The sequence below is a fragment of the Aliidiomarina sp. genome (assembly GCF_047920995.1).
Classification (GTDB): domain Bacteria; phylum Pseudomonadota; class Gammaproteobacteria; order Enterobacterales; family Alteromonadaceae; genus Aliidiomarina.
Genome location: NZ_JBLRWZ010000043.1, coordinates 1 through 14,898, shown reverse-complemented (window position 1 = coordinate 14,898; position 14,898 = coordinate 1). Strand labels below are relative to the sequence as shown.

The 14,898-nt window shown below is 46.2% G+C and carries 15 protein-coding genes, 1 rRNA gene and 1 pseudogene; 5 read left to right on the top strand and 12 right to left on the bottom strand.

What is annotated here, in order from left to right; translation table 11 throughout:
- Positions 1-87: 87 nt before the first annotated feature.
- From ACNA7P_RS10215 to mpl, 8 genes and pseudogenes are all read right to left on the bottom strand, one after another.
- A complete protein-coding gene (locus ACNA7P_RS10215) occupies positions 88-612 on the bottom strand; it encodes a hypothetical protein (protein WP_416258529.1) in 525 nt (174 codons plus the stop codon).
- A 19-nt stretch (positions 613-631) separates the two neighbouring features.
- The gene (locus tag ACNA7P_RS10210; protein ID WP_416258528.1) at positions 632-1,534 is read right to left on the bottom strand and encodes a hypothetical protein; all 903 of its coding nucleotides are present in this window, start codon (positions 1,532-1,534) and stop codon (positions 632-634) included.
- A 380-nt stretch (positions 1,535-1,914) separates the two neighbouring features.
- Complete coding sequence (panP, locus tag ACNA7P_RS10205) at positions 1,915-3,558, bottom strand: pyridoxal-dependent aspartate 1-decarboxylase PanP (RefSeq protein WP_416258527.1); 1,644 nt, start codon at positions 3,556-3,558, stop codon at positions 1,915-1,917.
- Positions 3,559-3,682: 124 nt separating this feature from the next.
- A pseudogene (trmB, locus tag ACNA7P_RS10200) lies at positions 3,683-4,351 on the bottom strand (tRNA (guanine(46)-N(7))-methyltransferase TrmB); the annotation flags it as partial.
- Positions 4,351-5,124, bottom strand: a complete 774-nt coding sequence (locus tag ACNA7P_RS10195; RefSeq protein ID WP_416258526.1) for an ABC transporter permease — start codon at positions 5,122-5,124, stop codon at positions 4,351-4,353. The pseudogene trmB and the gene ACNA7P_RS10195, both read right to left, overlap by 1 nt.
- Position 5,125: 1 nt before the next feature.
- Complete coding sequence (locus ACNA7P_RS10190) at positions 5,126-6,058, bottom strand: ABC transporter ATP-binding protein (protein ID WP_416258525.1); 933 nt, start codon at positions 6,056-6,058, stop codon at positions 5,126-5,128.
- Between the two features lie 22 nt (positions 6,059-6,080).
- Entirely contained in the window at positions 6,081-6,707 is a 627-nt protein-coding gene (locus tag ACNA7P_RS10185) for a flavin prenyltransferase UbiX (RefSeq protein ID WP_416258524.1), read from the bottom strand.
- Positions 6,691-8,154, bottom strand: a complete 1,464-nt coding sequence (mpl, locus tag ACNA7P_RS10180; RefSeq protein ID WP_416258523.1) for a UDP-N-acetylmuramate:L-alanyl-gamma-D-glutamyl-meso-diaminopimelate ligase — start codon at positions 8,152-8,154, stop codon at positions 6,691-6,693. Before mpl ends, ACNA7P_RS10185 begins: the two co-directional genes overlap by 17 nt.
- A 164-nt stretch (positions 8,155-8,318) precedes the next feature.
- Here mpl and ACNA7P_RS10175 point away from each other — a divergent pair, with 164 nt between their 5' ends.
- From ACNA7P_RS10175 to ACNA7P_RS10155, 5 genes are all read left to right on the top strand, one after another.
- Positions 8,319-9,320 carry a class 1 fructose-bisphosphatase gene (locus ACNA7P_RS10175; RefSeq protein WP_416258522.1) on the top strand — a complete coding sequence of 334 codons (1,002 nt, stop codon included), beginning with the start codon at positions 8,319-8,321 and terminating at the stop codon, positions 9,318-9,320.
- Between the two features lie 111 nt (positions 9,321-9,431).
- Complete coding sequence (gene ppa / locus ACNA7P_RS10170) at positions 9,432-9,965, top strand: inorganic diphosphatase (RefSeq protein ID WP_416258521.1); 534 nt, start codon at positions 9,432-9,434, stop codon at positions 9,963-9,965.
- A 3-nt stretch (positions 9,966-9,968) separates the two neighbouring features.
- On the top strand, positions 9,969-10,682 hold the full coding sequence (locus ACNA7P_RS10165) for an ABC transporter ATP-binding protein (RefSeq protein ID WP_416258520.1): 714 nt from the start codon (positions 9,969-9,971) through the stop codon (positions 10,680-10,682).
- Positions 10,669-12,015: an ABC transporter permease gene (locus ACNA7P_RS10160; protein WP_416258519.1), complete on the top strand. Its 1,347-nt coding sequence runs from the start codon at positions 10,669-10,671 to the stop codon at positions 12,013-12,015. The genes ACNA7P_RS10165 and ACNA7P_RS10160 overlap by 14 nt, the downstream gene beginning before the upstream one ends.
- Entirely contained in the window at positions 12,016-12,507 is a 492-nt protein-coding gene (locus ACNA7P_RS10155; RefSeq protein WP_416258518.1) for a DUF3299 domain-containing protein, read from the top strand.
- A 78-nt stretch (positions 12,508-12,585) separates the two neighbouring features.
- Here the strand turns inward: ACNA7P_RS10155 and ACNA7P_RS10150 are convergent, their stop codons facing one another.
- The 4 genes from ACNA7P_RS10150 to rrf form a co-directional block, all read right to left on the bottom strand.
- On the bottom strand, positions 12,586-13,362 hold the full coding sequence (locus ACNA7P_RS10150; RefSeq protein ID WP_416258517.1) for a TIGR04219 family outer membrane beta-barrel protein: 777 nt from the start codon (positions 13,360-13,362) through the stop codon (positions 12,586-12,588).
- 155 nt (positions 13,363-13,517) lie between these two features.
- Positions 13,518-13,976 (bottom strand): copper chaperone PCu(A)C, encoded by a 459-nt coding sequence (locus ACNA7P_RS10145; protein ID WP_416258516.1) that lies wholly within the window; start codon positions 13,974-13,976, stop codon positions 13,518-13,520.
- 44 nt (positions 13,977-14,020) lie between these two features.
- A complete protein-coding gene (locus ACNA7P_RS10140; protein WP_416258515.1) occupies positions 14,021-14,314 on the bottom strand; it encodes a hypothetical protein in 294 nt (97 codons plus the stop codon).
- 286 nt (positions 14,315-14,600) lie between these two features.
- A 5S ribosomal RNA gene (rrf, locus tag ACNA7P_RS10135) occupies positions 14,601-14,716 on the bottom strand.
- Positions 14,717-14,898: the final 182 nt, after the last annotated feature.

Here is a 14,898-nt window from a genome sequence, read left to right as displayed (position 1 = left end):
GGCGCACAGTAGCGGCACAAAAAATGAAAAGGAGTAACGCAATCCGCACGTTACTCCATAGTATATCAACACGAAAAATAGCGAGCGTTAAAAGCGGTAGCCAACTCCCAAGTAACCCTCGTTTCTTCTGCTGAAGTTATGTTGCAGATGATAAAACACACTGAAACGCTCGCTAAATTGATAGCGCCACTGCATTTCCACAAAATTTTTATCGCCGAAAATAAACTCACGCCCCGCTAAAACATTCAATTGCCAGTTCTCAGCTTGCACCAACTGGTAACCTGCAGAAAGTCTTGCTCCGGTATCTTTGAAGTTGCCACTCTTGTATTCAACAATACCTAAACCCAGTTTTATCTCTGAGTTTACATGGTAGTAGGCATTTGCTCGCAATACATAATCAAAAAGTGTGGCTACGGAGCCTTCAAAGCTAAACTCATTTCCTATAGGCGCTCGGAAATATATAGCAGGCTCATTTGCGCCTGAATAGCCGTACCTCGCAACGCCTACGTAACCCTCGTTGTCATTCGATTGAGCAAGCGCGTTATTGCTCACGCCGAAGTAAATCAATGTTGCAAACATTATAAATTTGATTGCTAATGTAATTTTCTGCATGTTGGGCTTCCCTTCTAGTTTATTGAATAATCACCGTGTCGCAATCAAAACAACCATCTTCACCACCGGCAAAGTAGGCATCACCAACTCGAGTAGTAGTTGAATAATTGCCGTCTCCCACTGTTAAATAAACCGTATATATTCCGTTGTATTGTGGGCTAAAATTTAAGGTAGTCGTCCCGCTAATAAAGTAGTCCGCCTCGTGGAACTGAATATGCTTTAATCGCCACGATACTATTGGTGCAAGGCCTTGCCTACCTCGCTCAGACAAACTATCTATTGTTGGCACAGCTTGAGCCGAAATACTCATCCCGCCTTGAAGAGAGTATGCGTTAGCAATAGGAAGATCATGTGCATATACCTTAATTGCATCACAAGAAGGTATTAATAGGTCGAGATTCCCAGTTGAGCCGTACGAATTTGTTGTGTAATACTTATCCGTAACGACCGATACAATTGACTTTTCACCTCGTTCCGTAGGAACGTAATAAAGATTTCTATTGCTAGAAAACCCTCCTAAAAAGTTTGTATTGTGTTGCGCATTATTTTCCCACCAAGCATAACGGTTGCTATTTCCAGTAGCGTACTCCCATAAACATCCCGCCAAATCTTCTATTTCTTTAATTATGCAAAAATTAGTTTTTCTCCCTCTAACTTGAAACGTTTCCCCTACAGCTGCATAAATAGGGCCGCCGGTATTGATCGTAGTTCTATGTTCAAGCCAGCCCGGCGCTACTAAATAGCCATTATTTACTGAGGTTATTTGATTCGCAATGAGAGAGCATTCTAGTTCGCGATCTACTGCTAATGCGGAAAATGAGGTGCCAGCGATGAGTGATATAAGGACGGTTTTAATGCTTTGGTGCTTTGGTGCTTTGGTGCTTTGGTGCTTTGGTGCTTTGGTGCTTTGGTGCTTTAACATTATTAAATCTCCATGAAAAAAAATCCTTGTGAACGATCTCCACAACAAATACCTGCAAAGATATCGACATAATAGTAACGATAGCTATGTAAAGTATCAATATTTTTGGTTCGAGCAGTTGAATAAAATCAACACTTTCTTAATAACACCTGAATTGAGCTTGGTCGTTATTTTACGTTCGCCAATAAATGCTGACATCATATAAAAGCACATCACTAACGACATAATCTCGCCCAACTCATGGCAGCAGTCCCTCTACGGACAAGTAATCCTTCCTAGAATAGGGCGACAACGTTAACTAAGTCAGTTACGTCCCTCCACCGGTTTTTATGCGCGAAAAACTGAGGTTAAATTAGCTGATGCTAGGTGTTACATCAGATTTATAGCAATCCACAGCGTTTTGCCGCATCAAGAATGTGTTGCTGCAAGGATGGTGCGCTAGCAGCAATTTCGCGCTGTTCAGCGATAATTTCTGCCAACATTTCTGCTGTAGTAAGTGGATTAGCCAATACCGTGCGAAATACTAACGAACCTTCACGATGGTATTTAACTGGGTTTAATTTAGTACGAGAAACAAACGAGCGACCATTTTCACGCTGATTTTTCTGAATAAAACGCGTAAGAATGTTCAAGTGTGGCGTAACTGCAGCAACCTGCTCAGCCGTTGCATTCACTAGCGCGGCTTTGATTTCACTCGGCACATACCGATAGGTAAGCAAACATAATTCAGGGTACGAAATTACCTCAAAATCATCTTGTTGCTCAATCATTGTGGCAAATTTCTTCGCGCGCTCAATGCCGGTATCAATCAACAATTCGTAGCCTGTTCGGCCCATTACATGCAAAGCGGAATACACCAACATGGCCATTCCAGGGCGTGAGCCTTCCATGGTGTGGCTACCTAAATCTTTGGAACCGCGGCGAATAACATACTCCGCGTGATGTTCGATCGCGTTTACCAACGCAGGATCTTTAAATAGCACCATGCCAGCGCCCATCGGCACATACATTTGCTTATGCGCATCAATGGTTAAACTATCGGCGAGTTCAATACCATCTAGCAATTTCCGGTACGTAGACGACATTAGTGTGGCGCCACCCCATGCGGCATCTACATGAAAATGAGCTGAGTACTCTTTCGCTACCGCCGCCATTTCCCGAAGCGGATCGATATGGCCCGTTTCAGTGGTGCCCGCAATGCCCACAACAGCCATTACCCGGCCGCCTTCAGCCGTTACTTTTGCGGCAATTTCCCGCAGGGCATCGAGCTTTATACGGTTGTTTTCATCTGCAGGTACACTGACAAAGTTTTTGCGGCCAATGCCTAATACATCAGCAGCCTTACTTAAGGAATAATGGCCACGTTCCGAAACTAATACCACTAAACGTTTATAGCCATACGCTGATAAACCGGCCGCTAACCCTTCCGCTGCAACTCCTGCAAAATCATCACGCGGCGCCAGTAAATTATTGCGCGCCACCCAAAGTGCAGAAATATTGGCAATAGTGCCACCAGAGCAAAAAGCCCCGAGGGAATGATCCGCATTATGCATCCAGCGTTCATAGAAAGCCGGCTGCTCTCCATAAACCAAGTGGTGCATCATGCCGAGCGTTTGCCGCTCCATTGGCGTAAAGGCTTTCGAGGTTTCGATCTTCACCAAGTTCTGGTTTAAACCCACCATTAACTTCGCTAATGGCAAAAGAAAATAGGGTAAAGCCGAGGTCATGTGGCCAATAAACCGAGGTGAGGCCGTGTGCACAGATTGCGCTACTAATTTTTTTAGTAATTTATCGGTGTGATCAGATACAAACTCTGGTTGTTCGGGGATATCGCTATAGGCAAAATCACGCTCAATCTCATGCAAAGGCCGTTCTTGCGTAACAATATGCGAAGAAAGGAACCCTTCCAGATTCTCAGATAAGTGTTTTTCGATTTTACCAAGTGTGGAATCAGGCGCCTCAGGAACCGTAAAGATCCTGTAGAGGGCTTCCATACTTGCTTCAGCAGTGGATTTAGGCGCCACGCGCATCTCCTAACGCAAAATTTCGAGCCGCAGACTTTAGCACACCCTCACCGCTTTCGGCTAGCTCGGCGGCGCGCTGCTGCAAATATTCAATGTTTTCCGTTGCAACGAGGTTAGCGTCAGCTAGGTTGGCCGTTAACTGCCACAAACTTTGCCCACTCGCTTGGTATTTACGTTCAAATGGGGTGATTGGCTCAACTTGCTCAGGCAACTGCCTCACTTCAGCCACTATTCCCACGCACGCAAGTGCGATAGCAAACTCATACAAATAAATAGGCCAGTTACTGCGTAGTTCAATACTTCCTCCTAGCTGCACAAAGGCTGGAAATACTGGTGCACCATGCCAACGGCGGCCAAGGTGCTTTTTCTTCGGCCATGGATTTGGATAAAGCAGAAAGTGGCGTTCAGGTTGCCACTTTGCTGCTGCAGCCAACCGCCAGAAATCATTTAGATCAGCCCGCACCAACATGTACTCGCCACAATGTTCCGACGCTTTCTTATGAAACACATGCTTACCCAAGCGATGCGCCGATTTATCGATACCCACCACCAAGGCTTGAGGATAACGCTGCGCTAACTCAGCAGTACTCTCGCCAACGCCGCAGCAAGAATCTAAAATTAGCGGCCCATTGCAGCTCGCCAATCGCTCTGCTACTTGTGCAAAAGCTGCTTGGCTATGTTCCGCTACCGGCTTTAAAAACTCGTGCTGCCAATATTTGGCAACCAAAGCGGGGATATCAGCATGAACCCCCGTTTGGTTGCTGGTAATTGCGCGTGATGCAAACTCACTCATTAGGTACGGGTACCGGTGCCGCGGCGTAATAGCCACCAGGCAAGCACAAAGAATGCGGCATTAAACACCAATAACACTGCAATTGCGGTAACCGGAGCAATGTCTGAAACGCCAATAAAGCCATAACGGAAGCCATTTACCATGTAGATAATCGGGTTGAACTGAGAAACTGTTTGCCAAAAATCAGGTAACAGCGTAATCGAGTAAAATACCCCACCCAAGTAGGTAAGCGGCGTGAGTATAAAGGTTGGAATAATGGAGATGTCATCGAAGGTTTTCGCAAACATAGCATTCAGTAAGCCACCCATCGCAAACAAGGTGGCGGTGAGCACTACGGTAAGCACAACCATGGCAAAATTTTCGATACGATAATCAACAAAGATACCCGATACCAACGTAACGATTACGGCAACAATCAATGCGCGCGCAACACCGCCGCCCACATAACCCAGAATAATCGTAATATTCGATACTGGCGCTACCAACATTTCTTCGAGGTTGCGCTGAAACTTAGCGCTGAAGAAAGATGATGCCACATTCGAATACGCATTGGTGATCACCGACATCATAATTAAGCCGGGCACAATAAATTCCATGTAGCTTACACCGCCCATTTCGCCGATACGGCTACCAATAAGGCTACCGAAAATAACGAAATACAGGGTCATGGTGATTGCTGGCGGTACTAAGGTTTGCACCCAAATGCGTAAAAACCGCGTGCACTCTTTAATCCAAATAGTTTTTAATGCCGTGAAATGAATTGGATTTCGCATACTACACTGGCTCCTTCGTATCGCGGCCTTGTTCCACTAGGTTAACGAATAATTCTTCTAGGCGATTCGCTTTATTACGCATCGAAAGTACCTTAATGCCTTGTTCGGTTAACTCGCTGAACACCGAATTCAAGCCCGCTGATTTAGCAACATCCACCTCAATAGTGTGATCATCAATGATGCGCATCGTGGCACTTTCTATTACCGGCGTTTTGCCATTTTCGGCGATATCCAGCACGAAGGTTTCAATATTCAGTTTACCCAGTAACGATTTCATTGTGGTGTTTTCGATAATTTGTCCTTTATCGATAATGCCAATATTCCGGCACAACACTTCCGCTTCTTCAAGATAATGTGTGGTTAGAATAATGGTTACGCCCTGCTTGTTAATGCGCGTTAAAAACTCCCACATTGAACGGCGTAATTCGATATCTACACCGGCTGTGGGCTCATCCAGAATTAATAATTTTGGCTCATGCAGCAAAGCGCGAGCGATCATAAGGCGGCGCTTCATGCCACCAGAAAGAGTACGGGCACGATCATTACGCTTTTCCCATAACCCTAATTGGTTTAAATATTTTTCTGCACGTTCCCGCGCTAAAGCACGGGAAACACCGTAATAGCCAGCTTGGTTTACAACAATTTGCAGAACTGTTTCAAACTGATTGAAATTAAACTCTTGCGGTACCAAGCCGATGTGTTCTTTTACTTGGTTAATTTGGGTATCTAAATCATAACCAAATACTTTAACCTGCCCTGCGGTTTTATTCACCAGTGAAGAGATAATGCCGATTGTCGTAGATTTACCTGCCCCATTTGGGCCTAACAATGCGTAAAAATCGCCTTCCTTAACGGTTAAATCGAGCCCTTTCAAGGCCACCAAGCCACCGCGATAGATTTTTCGCAGCCCGCTAATTTCGAGAGCGTTGGTCATTGAATACTCCGGGTAAATTCGCTTAAGAATTGCGCTGGTCGTAGCCCCAGCGGCTCATTAATTGTTGATCAAGGCCCAAATGATCAAGGATACGGGCCACCACAAAATCAACCAAATCAGCAATGGATTGTGGTTGATGATAAAAACCAGGTGCGGCAGGCATGATTGTAACGCCCAAACGCGAAAGATTCAGCATATGTTCTAAATGAATGCTGCTCAGTGGCATTTCGCGTGGCACTAAAATAAGCTGGCCGCGCTCTTTTATCACCACATCGGCAGCGCGTTCAATAAGGTTATCACTAGCGCCGGTGGCGATCGCGGATAGCGTACCCGTAGAGCACGGGCACACCACCATGCGTTTTGGTGCCGCCGAGCCAGAAGCCACAGGTGAAAACCACTCTTCTTTGCCATACACTTTTAGTTGTGATGTTGGTACTTGATAGCGTTCACATAAAAATGTTTGTAGTGCCTCTGCCGAGCCCGGCAACTTTAAGTTTTCTTCTGTGGCAAATACCACCCGCGCCGCACTAGAAATCAGCAATGAAACTTCCTGCCCTTGCGCTAACATGCATTCCAATAAGCGCAGCGCATATGGCGCTCCAGATGCACCAGTGATTGCTAAGGTAATTCGCTTATCTGCTGTTTTCATAGTTCGCTACGCCTTCTAATGCTGTTGCCAATAGTGGGTGAATACCGCCGAAAGCGCCATTGCTCATTACTACCCAATGTTCCTGCACTGCCGCCTTAGGGCTCTCGCCTTTGCGGTTCTGCGCGTTTACATTTAGCTCATGCGCACCAACGGATTTTTCCTGCCGATCTTGATAGTGCTTTTGCAATTCTGCTACTAACTCCGGCACGGTTTGTGCAACATGTACCGGCATTCCAGCCGCCGCTAAGGCCTGATTAAGTTGCCAGCCATCTTGCTCTTCGGGTTGTAAACCATACACCATATCAGCACCAGCAAATGCTGGAGCCAAAGTATTTTTGTGTACTCCCGCTTTCATTGTATTGGAACGCGGCTCGAAAATGGCAATTAAACGATCATTCGGGCCTATTTGCGCCCGCAGCGCCTGAATTGTGGTTGCGATAGCTGTGGGGTGGTGGGCAAAATCGTCGTAAACCCGCACGTTACCATAGGCACCTTTAAATTCTAAACGGCGCGCCGGTGCCGTAAATTGCTGCAATGCAGCGGCAGCTTGCTCCGGCTTTATACCCACTTGTACGGCCGCTATGATGGCCATCAGAGCATTCTCGGCATTGTGCTTGCCAATCAACTGCCAATCCACCTGGGCAACAACCTGGTTATGGTGCATTACTTGGAATGTACTGCCCGCCGCATTCAGTAATTGTACTTGCCAACCTTCGCTTGTGCCCGTTGCAATGCGTTGCGACCAGCATCCGCGTGCCAATACTTCTGCAACCGCGGGTTGCTGTGGATAAATCACTTGGCCATCACTTGGCACCGTGCGTATAACGTAGGCAAACTGCTGTTGGATTGCCGCTAAATCAGAAAAAATATCCGCATGATCAAATTCAAGGTTATTGATCACCAAGGTGTTAGCAAAATAATGTAAAAACTTAGAACGCTTATCGAAGAACGCTGTATCGTACTCATCAGCCTCAATTACGAAATATGGGCTAGTTGTTAACCGCGCCGTTTCACCATAAGGCTGCACCACTCCACCCACCAAGAAACTTGGATCAAGGCCTGCTTGCTCCAGAATCCACACCAACATAGAAGCGGTGGTTGTTTTCCCGTGGGTACCGGCTATGGCTAGTACATGCTTTTGGCGCAACACCTGCTCACCAAGCCATTGCGGGCCCGAGGTATAAGGCAAACGGCGTTGTAACACATGCTCTACCAATATATGACCACGGCTAAGCGCGTTACCGATAATTACTAAATCAGGTGCCGGCTCAAGCTGGCTTAAATCATCGTCTGCGAATACAGCAACACCTAACTTTTCAAGTTGCGTGCTCATTGGTGGGTAAATGTTGCGATCGCTACCCGTAACTCGGTGCCCCATCGATTTAGCCAACGCGGCGATACCGCCCATAAATGTACCGCAGATACCAAGAATATGAATATGTGCCATCAAGTGCCCCTGCTGCTTTACCCTAGCGCTTCACGAATAACCTCCGATTGTACCACTTCGCATTCACGCTAGCATCTGCGCAAAAAGGAAGCTTTCAGCTACGCTTTCAGGTAAACTAGCGCGCGTTCCCAGTAACGTACTAAACTCAAAACCAGAGGCTAATCATGCAACGCTTGATTCCCGTTCTGAACAACGATCACGTTCCTTTGCACTTAATTTCCGTGATCAACACCCTTCTCATTGCAGCAAAAGAAATCTCTTTCCGTCTTCACCAAGGCAGTTTGGCTGGCACACTTGGCTCAACGCTAGATGAAAACGTGCAAGGCGAAACCCAAAAGAAGCTTGATGTAGTATCCAACCAGCTAATAAAGAGCATGTTGTTAGAAACTAACTTGGTGCATGCCGTTGCCTCCGAGGAAGAAGATTTCGTGGTAATGGGCAATCCAGATGCTAAGTATTTAGTGGCGTTTGATCCTCTCGATGGTAGTTCCAACATTGATATCAACGGCTCAGTAGGCACTATTTTCTCCATTCTAGAGAAACCAGATCATCCTGCTGAAGGCACTGAACTGTTTCTGCAAACAGGCGATGAACAAATCGCGGCGGGCTATATCTTATATGGCCCTTCAACGATGTTAGTACTTACTACTGGCAACGGCGTGAAAATGTTTACCCTAGACCATTCCATCGGCGAGTTCTTACTTACCGTAGAAAAAGTAACGCTTGCAGAGCAAACGCAGGAGTTCGCAATTAACATGTCGAACCGGCGTTTCTGGACTAGCCCAATGGAGCATTACATCTCTGATTTGCTCTCAGGTGAGCTTGGTGTGCGCAAAAAGAACTTTAATATGCGCTGGAATGCCGCCATGGTTTCTGATGTGCATCGCGTACTTTCGCGCAGCGGTATCTTTATGTATCCAGCCGATTGTAAGAACCCAGAAAAGCCATGCAAGTTACGCTTAATGTATGAAGCGAACCCAATGAGCTTTTTAGTTGAACAAGCGGGCGGGCGCTCAAGTACTGGCTATGAACGTATTATGAGCATTCAGCCTACCGATATTCACGAGCGCGTATCGGTGATTATGGGTTCTCGTGCAGAGGTGGATACCTGCCTAGGCTACTATAAAAAGTATCAGTGCGATCGGCCCGATACGCCTAAAGTTTAATCCATAATCGTTCGATTACTTTGGGATTCTGATACAACGTTAGATATACTGAAGCCATCGTAAACCATTTTAATTTAAACATTATCATTTGTATGAAGTAAGGATATTGATATGAGCTTGAAAGACATACCTGCGGGCAAAAATCTGCCAGACGAAATTAACGTAATTATCGAGATTCCAGCCAATGCGAATCCGATTAAATACGAAGTAGATAAAGATACTGGCGCATTGTTCGTTGATCGGTTCATGTCGGCACCAATGTTCTATCCGTGCAACTACGGTTACGTAAACGACACCCTATCACTTGATGGCGACCCAGTAGATATTTTAGTTCCTACGCCATACCCACTGCAGGCTGGCTCAGTAATTCGCTGCCGCCCAGTAGGTGTGTTGAAAATGAGCGATGAATCAGGTGAAGATGCCAAAGTAATCGCTGTGCCAATCAGCAAACTGAGCAAAGAGTACGATCATATTGAAAACGTAAATGATTTGCCCGAGCTATTGCGTGCGCAAATCACTCACTTCTTCGAGCGCTACAAAGAGCTAGAAAAAGGCAAATGGGTGAAAGTTGAGGGCTGGGGCGACATCGATGAAGCGAAAGCGGAAATCGAATCTTCATACGCTCGAGCGCAAGACAACAAGTAAGCCATGAGTAACTGGTGTATTCAGGGCCAGCAACTTGAGTTTTGCTGGCCAGGTAACGCGCAACCTACCCTAAGCATTGCTGAATTTGCAGTTGCTAAAGGTGAACGCGTGCTGTTACGAGGCCCAAGTGGTAGCGGCAAATCAACGCTACTATCGCTGTTGGCTGGTGTACACCAAACTCAATCGGGCACCTTAATGGTGCTCGATGCAGATTTAAGTGCGCTTTCCCAACGCCAGCGCGATCGCTTTCGAGCCGACCACGTTGGTTATATTTTCCAGCAATTCAACCTGCTTCCCTATTTAAGTGCAATGCAAAATGTAGTGCTTGCTGCAAGTTTCTCAAAAGCACGGCAAGCCCGTTTGCAGGCACAAAAGGTAAGCGCCGAAGATGAAAGTAAGCGCCTACTTACACGCTTAGGCATTGCCGAACGCTTATGGCATGCGCAAGCCGGTAATCTTAGCGTAGGCCAACAACAACGAGTTGCTGCAGCACGAGCTTTGCTTGGTGCTCCCGAATTACTCATCGCTGATGAACCCACTTCTGCACTAGATACTGATGCGCGCGATAATTTCCTGCAACTCCTGCAAGAAGAGTGTGAGCAGCAGAGCATTACGTTGGTGTTCGTAACGCATGACGCCACGCTCAGCCATCATTTTGATCGCATCATAGAGCTTGCTGATATTAATACTGCAGAGGTAAGCCATGCAGGTAATTAAACTTGCGTTCGCAAGCCTACTGAGCCGCAAATCGAACGCTATTCTTACACTGCTCGCGATTGCCATTAGCGTAATGCTGCTGCTTGGCGTAGAGCGCGTAAGCCAAGAAACTCGTACTGGTTTTGCAAATACGATTTCTGGCACGGATCTTATCGTTGGCGCCCGCAGCGGCAGCGTGAACTTATTGCTGTACTCGGTTTTTCATATTGGCAACCCTACGAATAATGTGAGCTGGGAAACCTATCAACATTGGGCCAATAATAGCCAAGTTACTTGGAGCGTTCCGATAGCGCTTGGTGATAGCGTGCGCGGCTTTCCAGTAGTTGCTACCGAGCCTGCTTTTTTTGAACATTTTCGCTACGGCCAACAACAGCCGCTTGTTTTCACCAGCGGTGCGCCCTTTAGCCAAGAAAACACCGTAATTGGCGCCGAGGTAGCCCGCCGGCTTGGCTTGCAGCTTGGTGATGAGCTAGTGGTAGCGCACGGCACCGGCAGTATTAGTTTTCATGAACACGATGATCAACCACTTACGATTTCTGGTGTATTAGCCCGCACTGGCACCCCCGTGGATCAAGCCATCTATATTAGTTTGCGGGATCTCGACATCATGCACGGTGGCCAGGCCCACGATGACCATGATCACAACCATGATCACGAACATCATGGTGATGAGCATCATAGCCAACAAATCGATGAACATGAGCACCATGAGCATCATAACCAACACGCCGATGAACATGAGCACCATGGTGATGAACAGCATCACGAACAGCCGCCCATCCCGAGCGTAAGTGCCTTTATGTTAGGTTTGCAAAGCAGGCCCCGAGCTATTTTCATGCAACGGGAGATAAACACCTATCGCCCTGAGCCGCTTACCGCGATTATGCCAGGAGCCACATTACAAGATTTATGGCGCACGCTGAGTGGTTTTGAGCGAGCGCTATCGGTAGTTTCTGGCTTTGTGCTGCTGGCTGGTTTACTCGGGATGCTGGCAACCATTTTAGCTAGCCTACGCGAACGCAGACGGGAGATGGCCGTACTGCGTTCCATTGGCGCTGGCCCAGGAACTATATTCACCTTATTAGTGAGCGAAACGATTGTACTTACGTTAGCGGGCATCGCTGTAGGTATTGGTATGCTCTATGGCTTTATTTTTGCACTGGCACCTTATATTCAAAGTAATTTCGGTGTTGTAGTTGAACTAGGCGGTATATCAAGTGCCGAATGGTTACGAGTTGCGATCGTTTTAGGCGCTGGTTTCGTTATTAGTTTAATACCGGCCTGGCAAGCTTACCGTAATTCATTAACAGATGGTTTATCCATGAGGTTATAAATGAAGTTAGTAAATTACTTGGCAGTAGTAGCAACTGCAGCCTTTGCCTTATCAGTGCATTCAGCAATTGCAGATGTGCGCGAGTTAAAATGGAATGATTTAAAGCCATCTGATTGGATGGCGCCTGCAGTGCGCGATCCCATGTTTTATGAACAGAATCCTGACATGCAAGTGCAAACAAATTTGGATGCACCGGTAATTCCAGAACTAGATGGTGAGCGCGTAAAAATACCTGGATATGTTGTGCAATTAGAGGGCGATGATCGCCGTGTTACGGAATTCTTACTCGTGCCTTATTTTGGCGCCTGTATTCACGTGCCGCCTCCGCCGCCAAATCAAATCATTCATGTAAGCTTTCCTGAAGGGGTTCCTTACCCAGTAACTTACGATGCCGTTTGGGTTACCGGCACTATAAAAGTGGAGCATCGCGATTCTGATTTAGCGCTGGTAGGCTACCAATTAGAGGCCAGTAGTGTTATTTCTTATTTTTGAGATAATTAAAAAATAAACACAAAAAAGGTCACAGTGAAGAACTTCACTGTGACCTTTTATTGTAATCGCATTTAGGAATTAGAAGCGCAAAGCTAAATTCAAAAACGGCCCTTTGAACTCATGATAAGTATTAATAGAGCGTTCATTATTGAAGTGCAGCTTCATTGAACGATAGCCCAAACTTAGATGTCCATCAAACATCATGCTATCTAAAAAACGATATCGAACTGCAGCTTCTACATCGTAAGTATCATGGCTACCAACACCAACATGGCCTTGAGCTACAACCGAAAATCCGGTAAATGGTAGGCTTGCAGCACCGCGAACATATCCTGAATATACATCTTCTTTAATACGCCACACTGCAGTAGAACTAGCAGCCTGAAATTCAGTAATATGGCCATCAAATTGTTTTAAGCTAACACCAAATTTAAACTCTGTGAGGCCGTTATCAAGCGGCGCGTAAAACAAAGTATAAGTTTCATGGCCCAAATCAAGATCCACTGTGTAAGGAGTACCGCCAATGGTTATGATATCGCGGGCTGCACTATATTTAAGCTGCTGCGTTTCTACCTTAATATTCGGTATAAAAGGAATGAAATGATACAGCGACACACCTAGCCGCGCTTGCCCACTATCACTCCAAAAATACTCCCGCTGCTCGTTATCAATCTCTACCCCACCAGGCAGCGTTACCACTTGTGGTGTGTGCCCGCCACTCGGCTTCGCTTGCCAATACTGAACCTCTGCTTCAACACTGAGAATATCGGCTGAAACGGTGGCCGAAAATAGTAAGGCACTAGCAGCGGCAAACGCCGTTAAACTGTATTTCATTCCTTGAGTTCTTCTATTCATGATCACTACCCTTTACTACAAAACTTACTCACATGTTACACCAGAAAACGTACAACTGCCGCTCCCTCACTATCAGAAATGCGGATTTACGCAATATTTTCGGCACTTTCCTTCTTCGTTAGAGCAGCTTGCAAGTAATAGCCTAAACAACAATACTAGTGGCCACCGTGGCGATTTTGCACCAGTGCACGCACTTCGGCTGCAACGTTTAATGATGAACCATCGCTAAAAATAAGCGTAACTTCGTGGGTATCTCCTACTCGCAATGGCTCGCTCAACTGCATTAACATCAAATGGTATCCGCCAGGTTGTAGGGTTACCGATTGGCCCGCGGGGATTACTAACATGTCCATCTGTTCCATCCGCATTTGCTCGCCTTCACGCACATGCTGGTGAATTTCAACATCATTAGCCACACTAGTGCTAGCACCTACTAATAACATATCTTCGGTGCCTCGATTACGCAGCTCCCCAAAACCAGCCCCGTTAGGTTGCCCCGGAATAGATTCACGCAACCAAAGGCTTTCAACATCAACGTCTGCATAGGCCGGCGTTACAGCAGCTAATAAAAAAGTAAGAGCAGCAACACTGGTAGTTTTTAGTAGGTTTTTCATGAACGTTGTCCCGTTATAATAAGATGAACCTACTTTAACCAATTTTATGCAGTTTGGGTACGGCTGCGGCTAAAAAGCCACACTACTAGAGCAATTAAAATAATCGGCCAAAACAAGCTGAACCCTACTAACACCAAAACACCCGCTGCGATAGCAGTAGCCAGAGCTACACTGCCGAACAAAGCGGTTCCTACTACAAACGCAATACCGCCCAATAATGCGATCACTAATAGTGGCACTAGAACTACCGCAAACAAGCTAATTATAAAACCCACGATAGTAGGGCCAAATACCGCTAATAGTAAGATCGTTAACAACACCCAGAATAGAGTTTTCATTTGTATCTCCTGCAATTCAACTATTTATTATTTCATTACATAAGGAGATACAAGTTTCATGCCAATATTTGGAAAATATATTGTGGCCCATATAAATAGAGCGTTTCGCACAAGCCATGTGGTAGTAATTCAGATGAATGGATAATCAATACCCAAGGCAGGCAAACTGGAGAATGAAGAAAACACTAATAAATAGCGGTTTTCACTACCTTTATGCAGTGGGATTTACCAGAACCCACAACGAAAAAACCCCAGCCGTTAAGCTGGGGTTCTCGTCGTATTAGGAGCCTGGCGGTGTCCTACTCTCACATGGGGAAGCCCCACACTACCATCGGCGCTGACATGTTTCACTTCTGAGTTCGGAAAGGATTCAGGTGGTTCCACGTCGCTATGGCCGCCAGACAAATTTGGCATAATTTAGACAAAACTGATAAAGGCGTTTGAACACCAAGTAAACCTCACACCACTTCTCGCAGCACATCATTCGCGCTATCGCAAGCACCCATACACGTATCCCTACGCATATCTATATCACATTCCAACACCCCTTCGGTGTTGTATGGTTAAGCCTCACGGGCAATTAG

Excerpts from the sequence above, each read along its gene's own strand:
- ACNA7P_RS10215 (WP_416258529.1), bottom strand. The coding sequence starts at position 612 with ATGCAGAAAATTACATTAGCAATCAAATTTATAATGTTTGCAACATTG.
- ACNA7P_RS10210 (WP_416258528.1), bottom strand. The coding sequence starts at position 1,534 with ATGTTAAAGCACCAAAGCACCAAAGCACCAAAGCACCAAAGCACCAAA.
- ACNA7P_RS10195 (WP_416258526.1), bottom strand. The coding sequence starts at position 5,124 with ATGCGAAATCCAATTCATTTCACGGCATTAAAAACTATTTGGATTAAA.
- ACNA7P_RS10190 (WP_416258525.1), bottom strand. The coding sequence starts at position 6,058 with ATGACCAACGCTCTCGAAATTAGCGGGCTGCGAAAAATCTATCGCGGT.
- ACNA7P_RS10185 (WP_416258524.1), bottom strand. The coding sequence starts at position 6,707 with ATGAAAACAGCAGATAAGCGAATTACCTTAGCAATCACTGGTGCATCT.
- mpl (WP_416258523.1), bottom strand. The coding sequence starts at position 8,154 with ATGGCACATATTCATATTCTTGGTATCTGCGGTACATTTATGGGCGGT.
- ACNA7P_RS10175 (WP_416258522.1), top strand. The coding sequence starts at position 8,319 with ATGCAACGCTTGATTCCCGTTCTGAACAACGATCACGTTCCTTTGCAC.
- ppa (WP_416258521.1), top strand. The coding sequence starts at position 9,432 with ATGAGCTTGAAAGACATACCTGCGGGCAAAAATCTGCCAGACGAAATT.
- ACNA7P_RS10165 (WP_416258520.1), top strand. The coding sequence starts at position 9,969 with ATGAGTAACTGGTGTATTCAGGGCCAGCAACTTGAGTTTTGCTGGCCA.
- ACNA7P_RS10160 (WP_416258519.1), top strand. The coding sequence starts at position 10,669 with ATGCAGGTAATTAAACTTGCGTTCGCAAGCCTACTGAGCCGCAAATCG.
- ACNA7P_RS10155 (WP_416258518.1), top strand. The coding sequence starts at position 12,016 with ATGAAGTTAGTAAATTACTTGGCAGTAGTAGCAACTGCAGCCTTTGCC.
- ACNA7P_RS10150 (WP_416258517.1), bottom strand. The coding sequence starts at position 13,362 with ATGAATAGAAGAACTCAAGGAATGAAATACAGTTTAACGGCGTTTGCC.
- ACNA7P_RS10145 (WP_416258516.1), bottom strand. The coding sequence starts at position 13,976 with ATGAAAAACCTACTAAAAACTACCAGTGTTGCTGCTCTTACTTTTTTA.
- ACNA7P_RS10140 (WP_416258515.1), bottom strand. The coding sequence starts at position 14,314 with ATGAAAACTCTATTCTGGGTGTTGTTAACGATCTTACTATTAGCGGTA.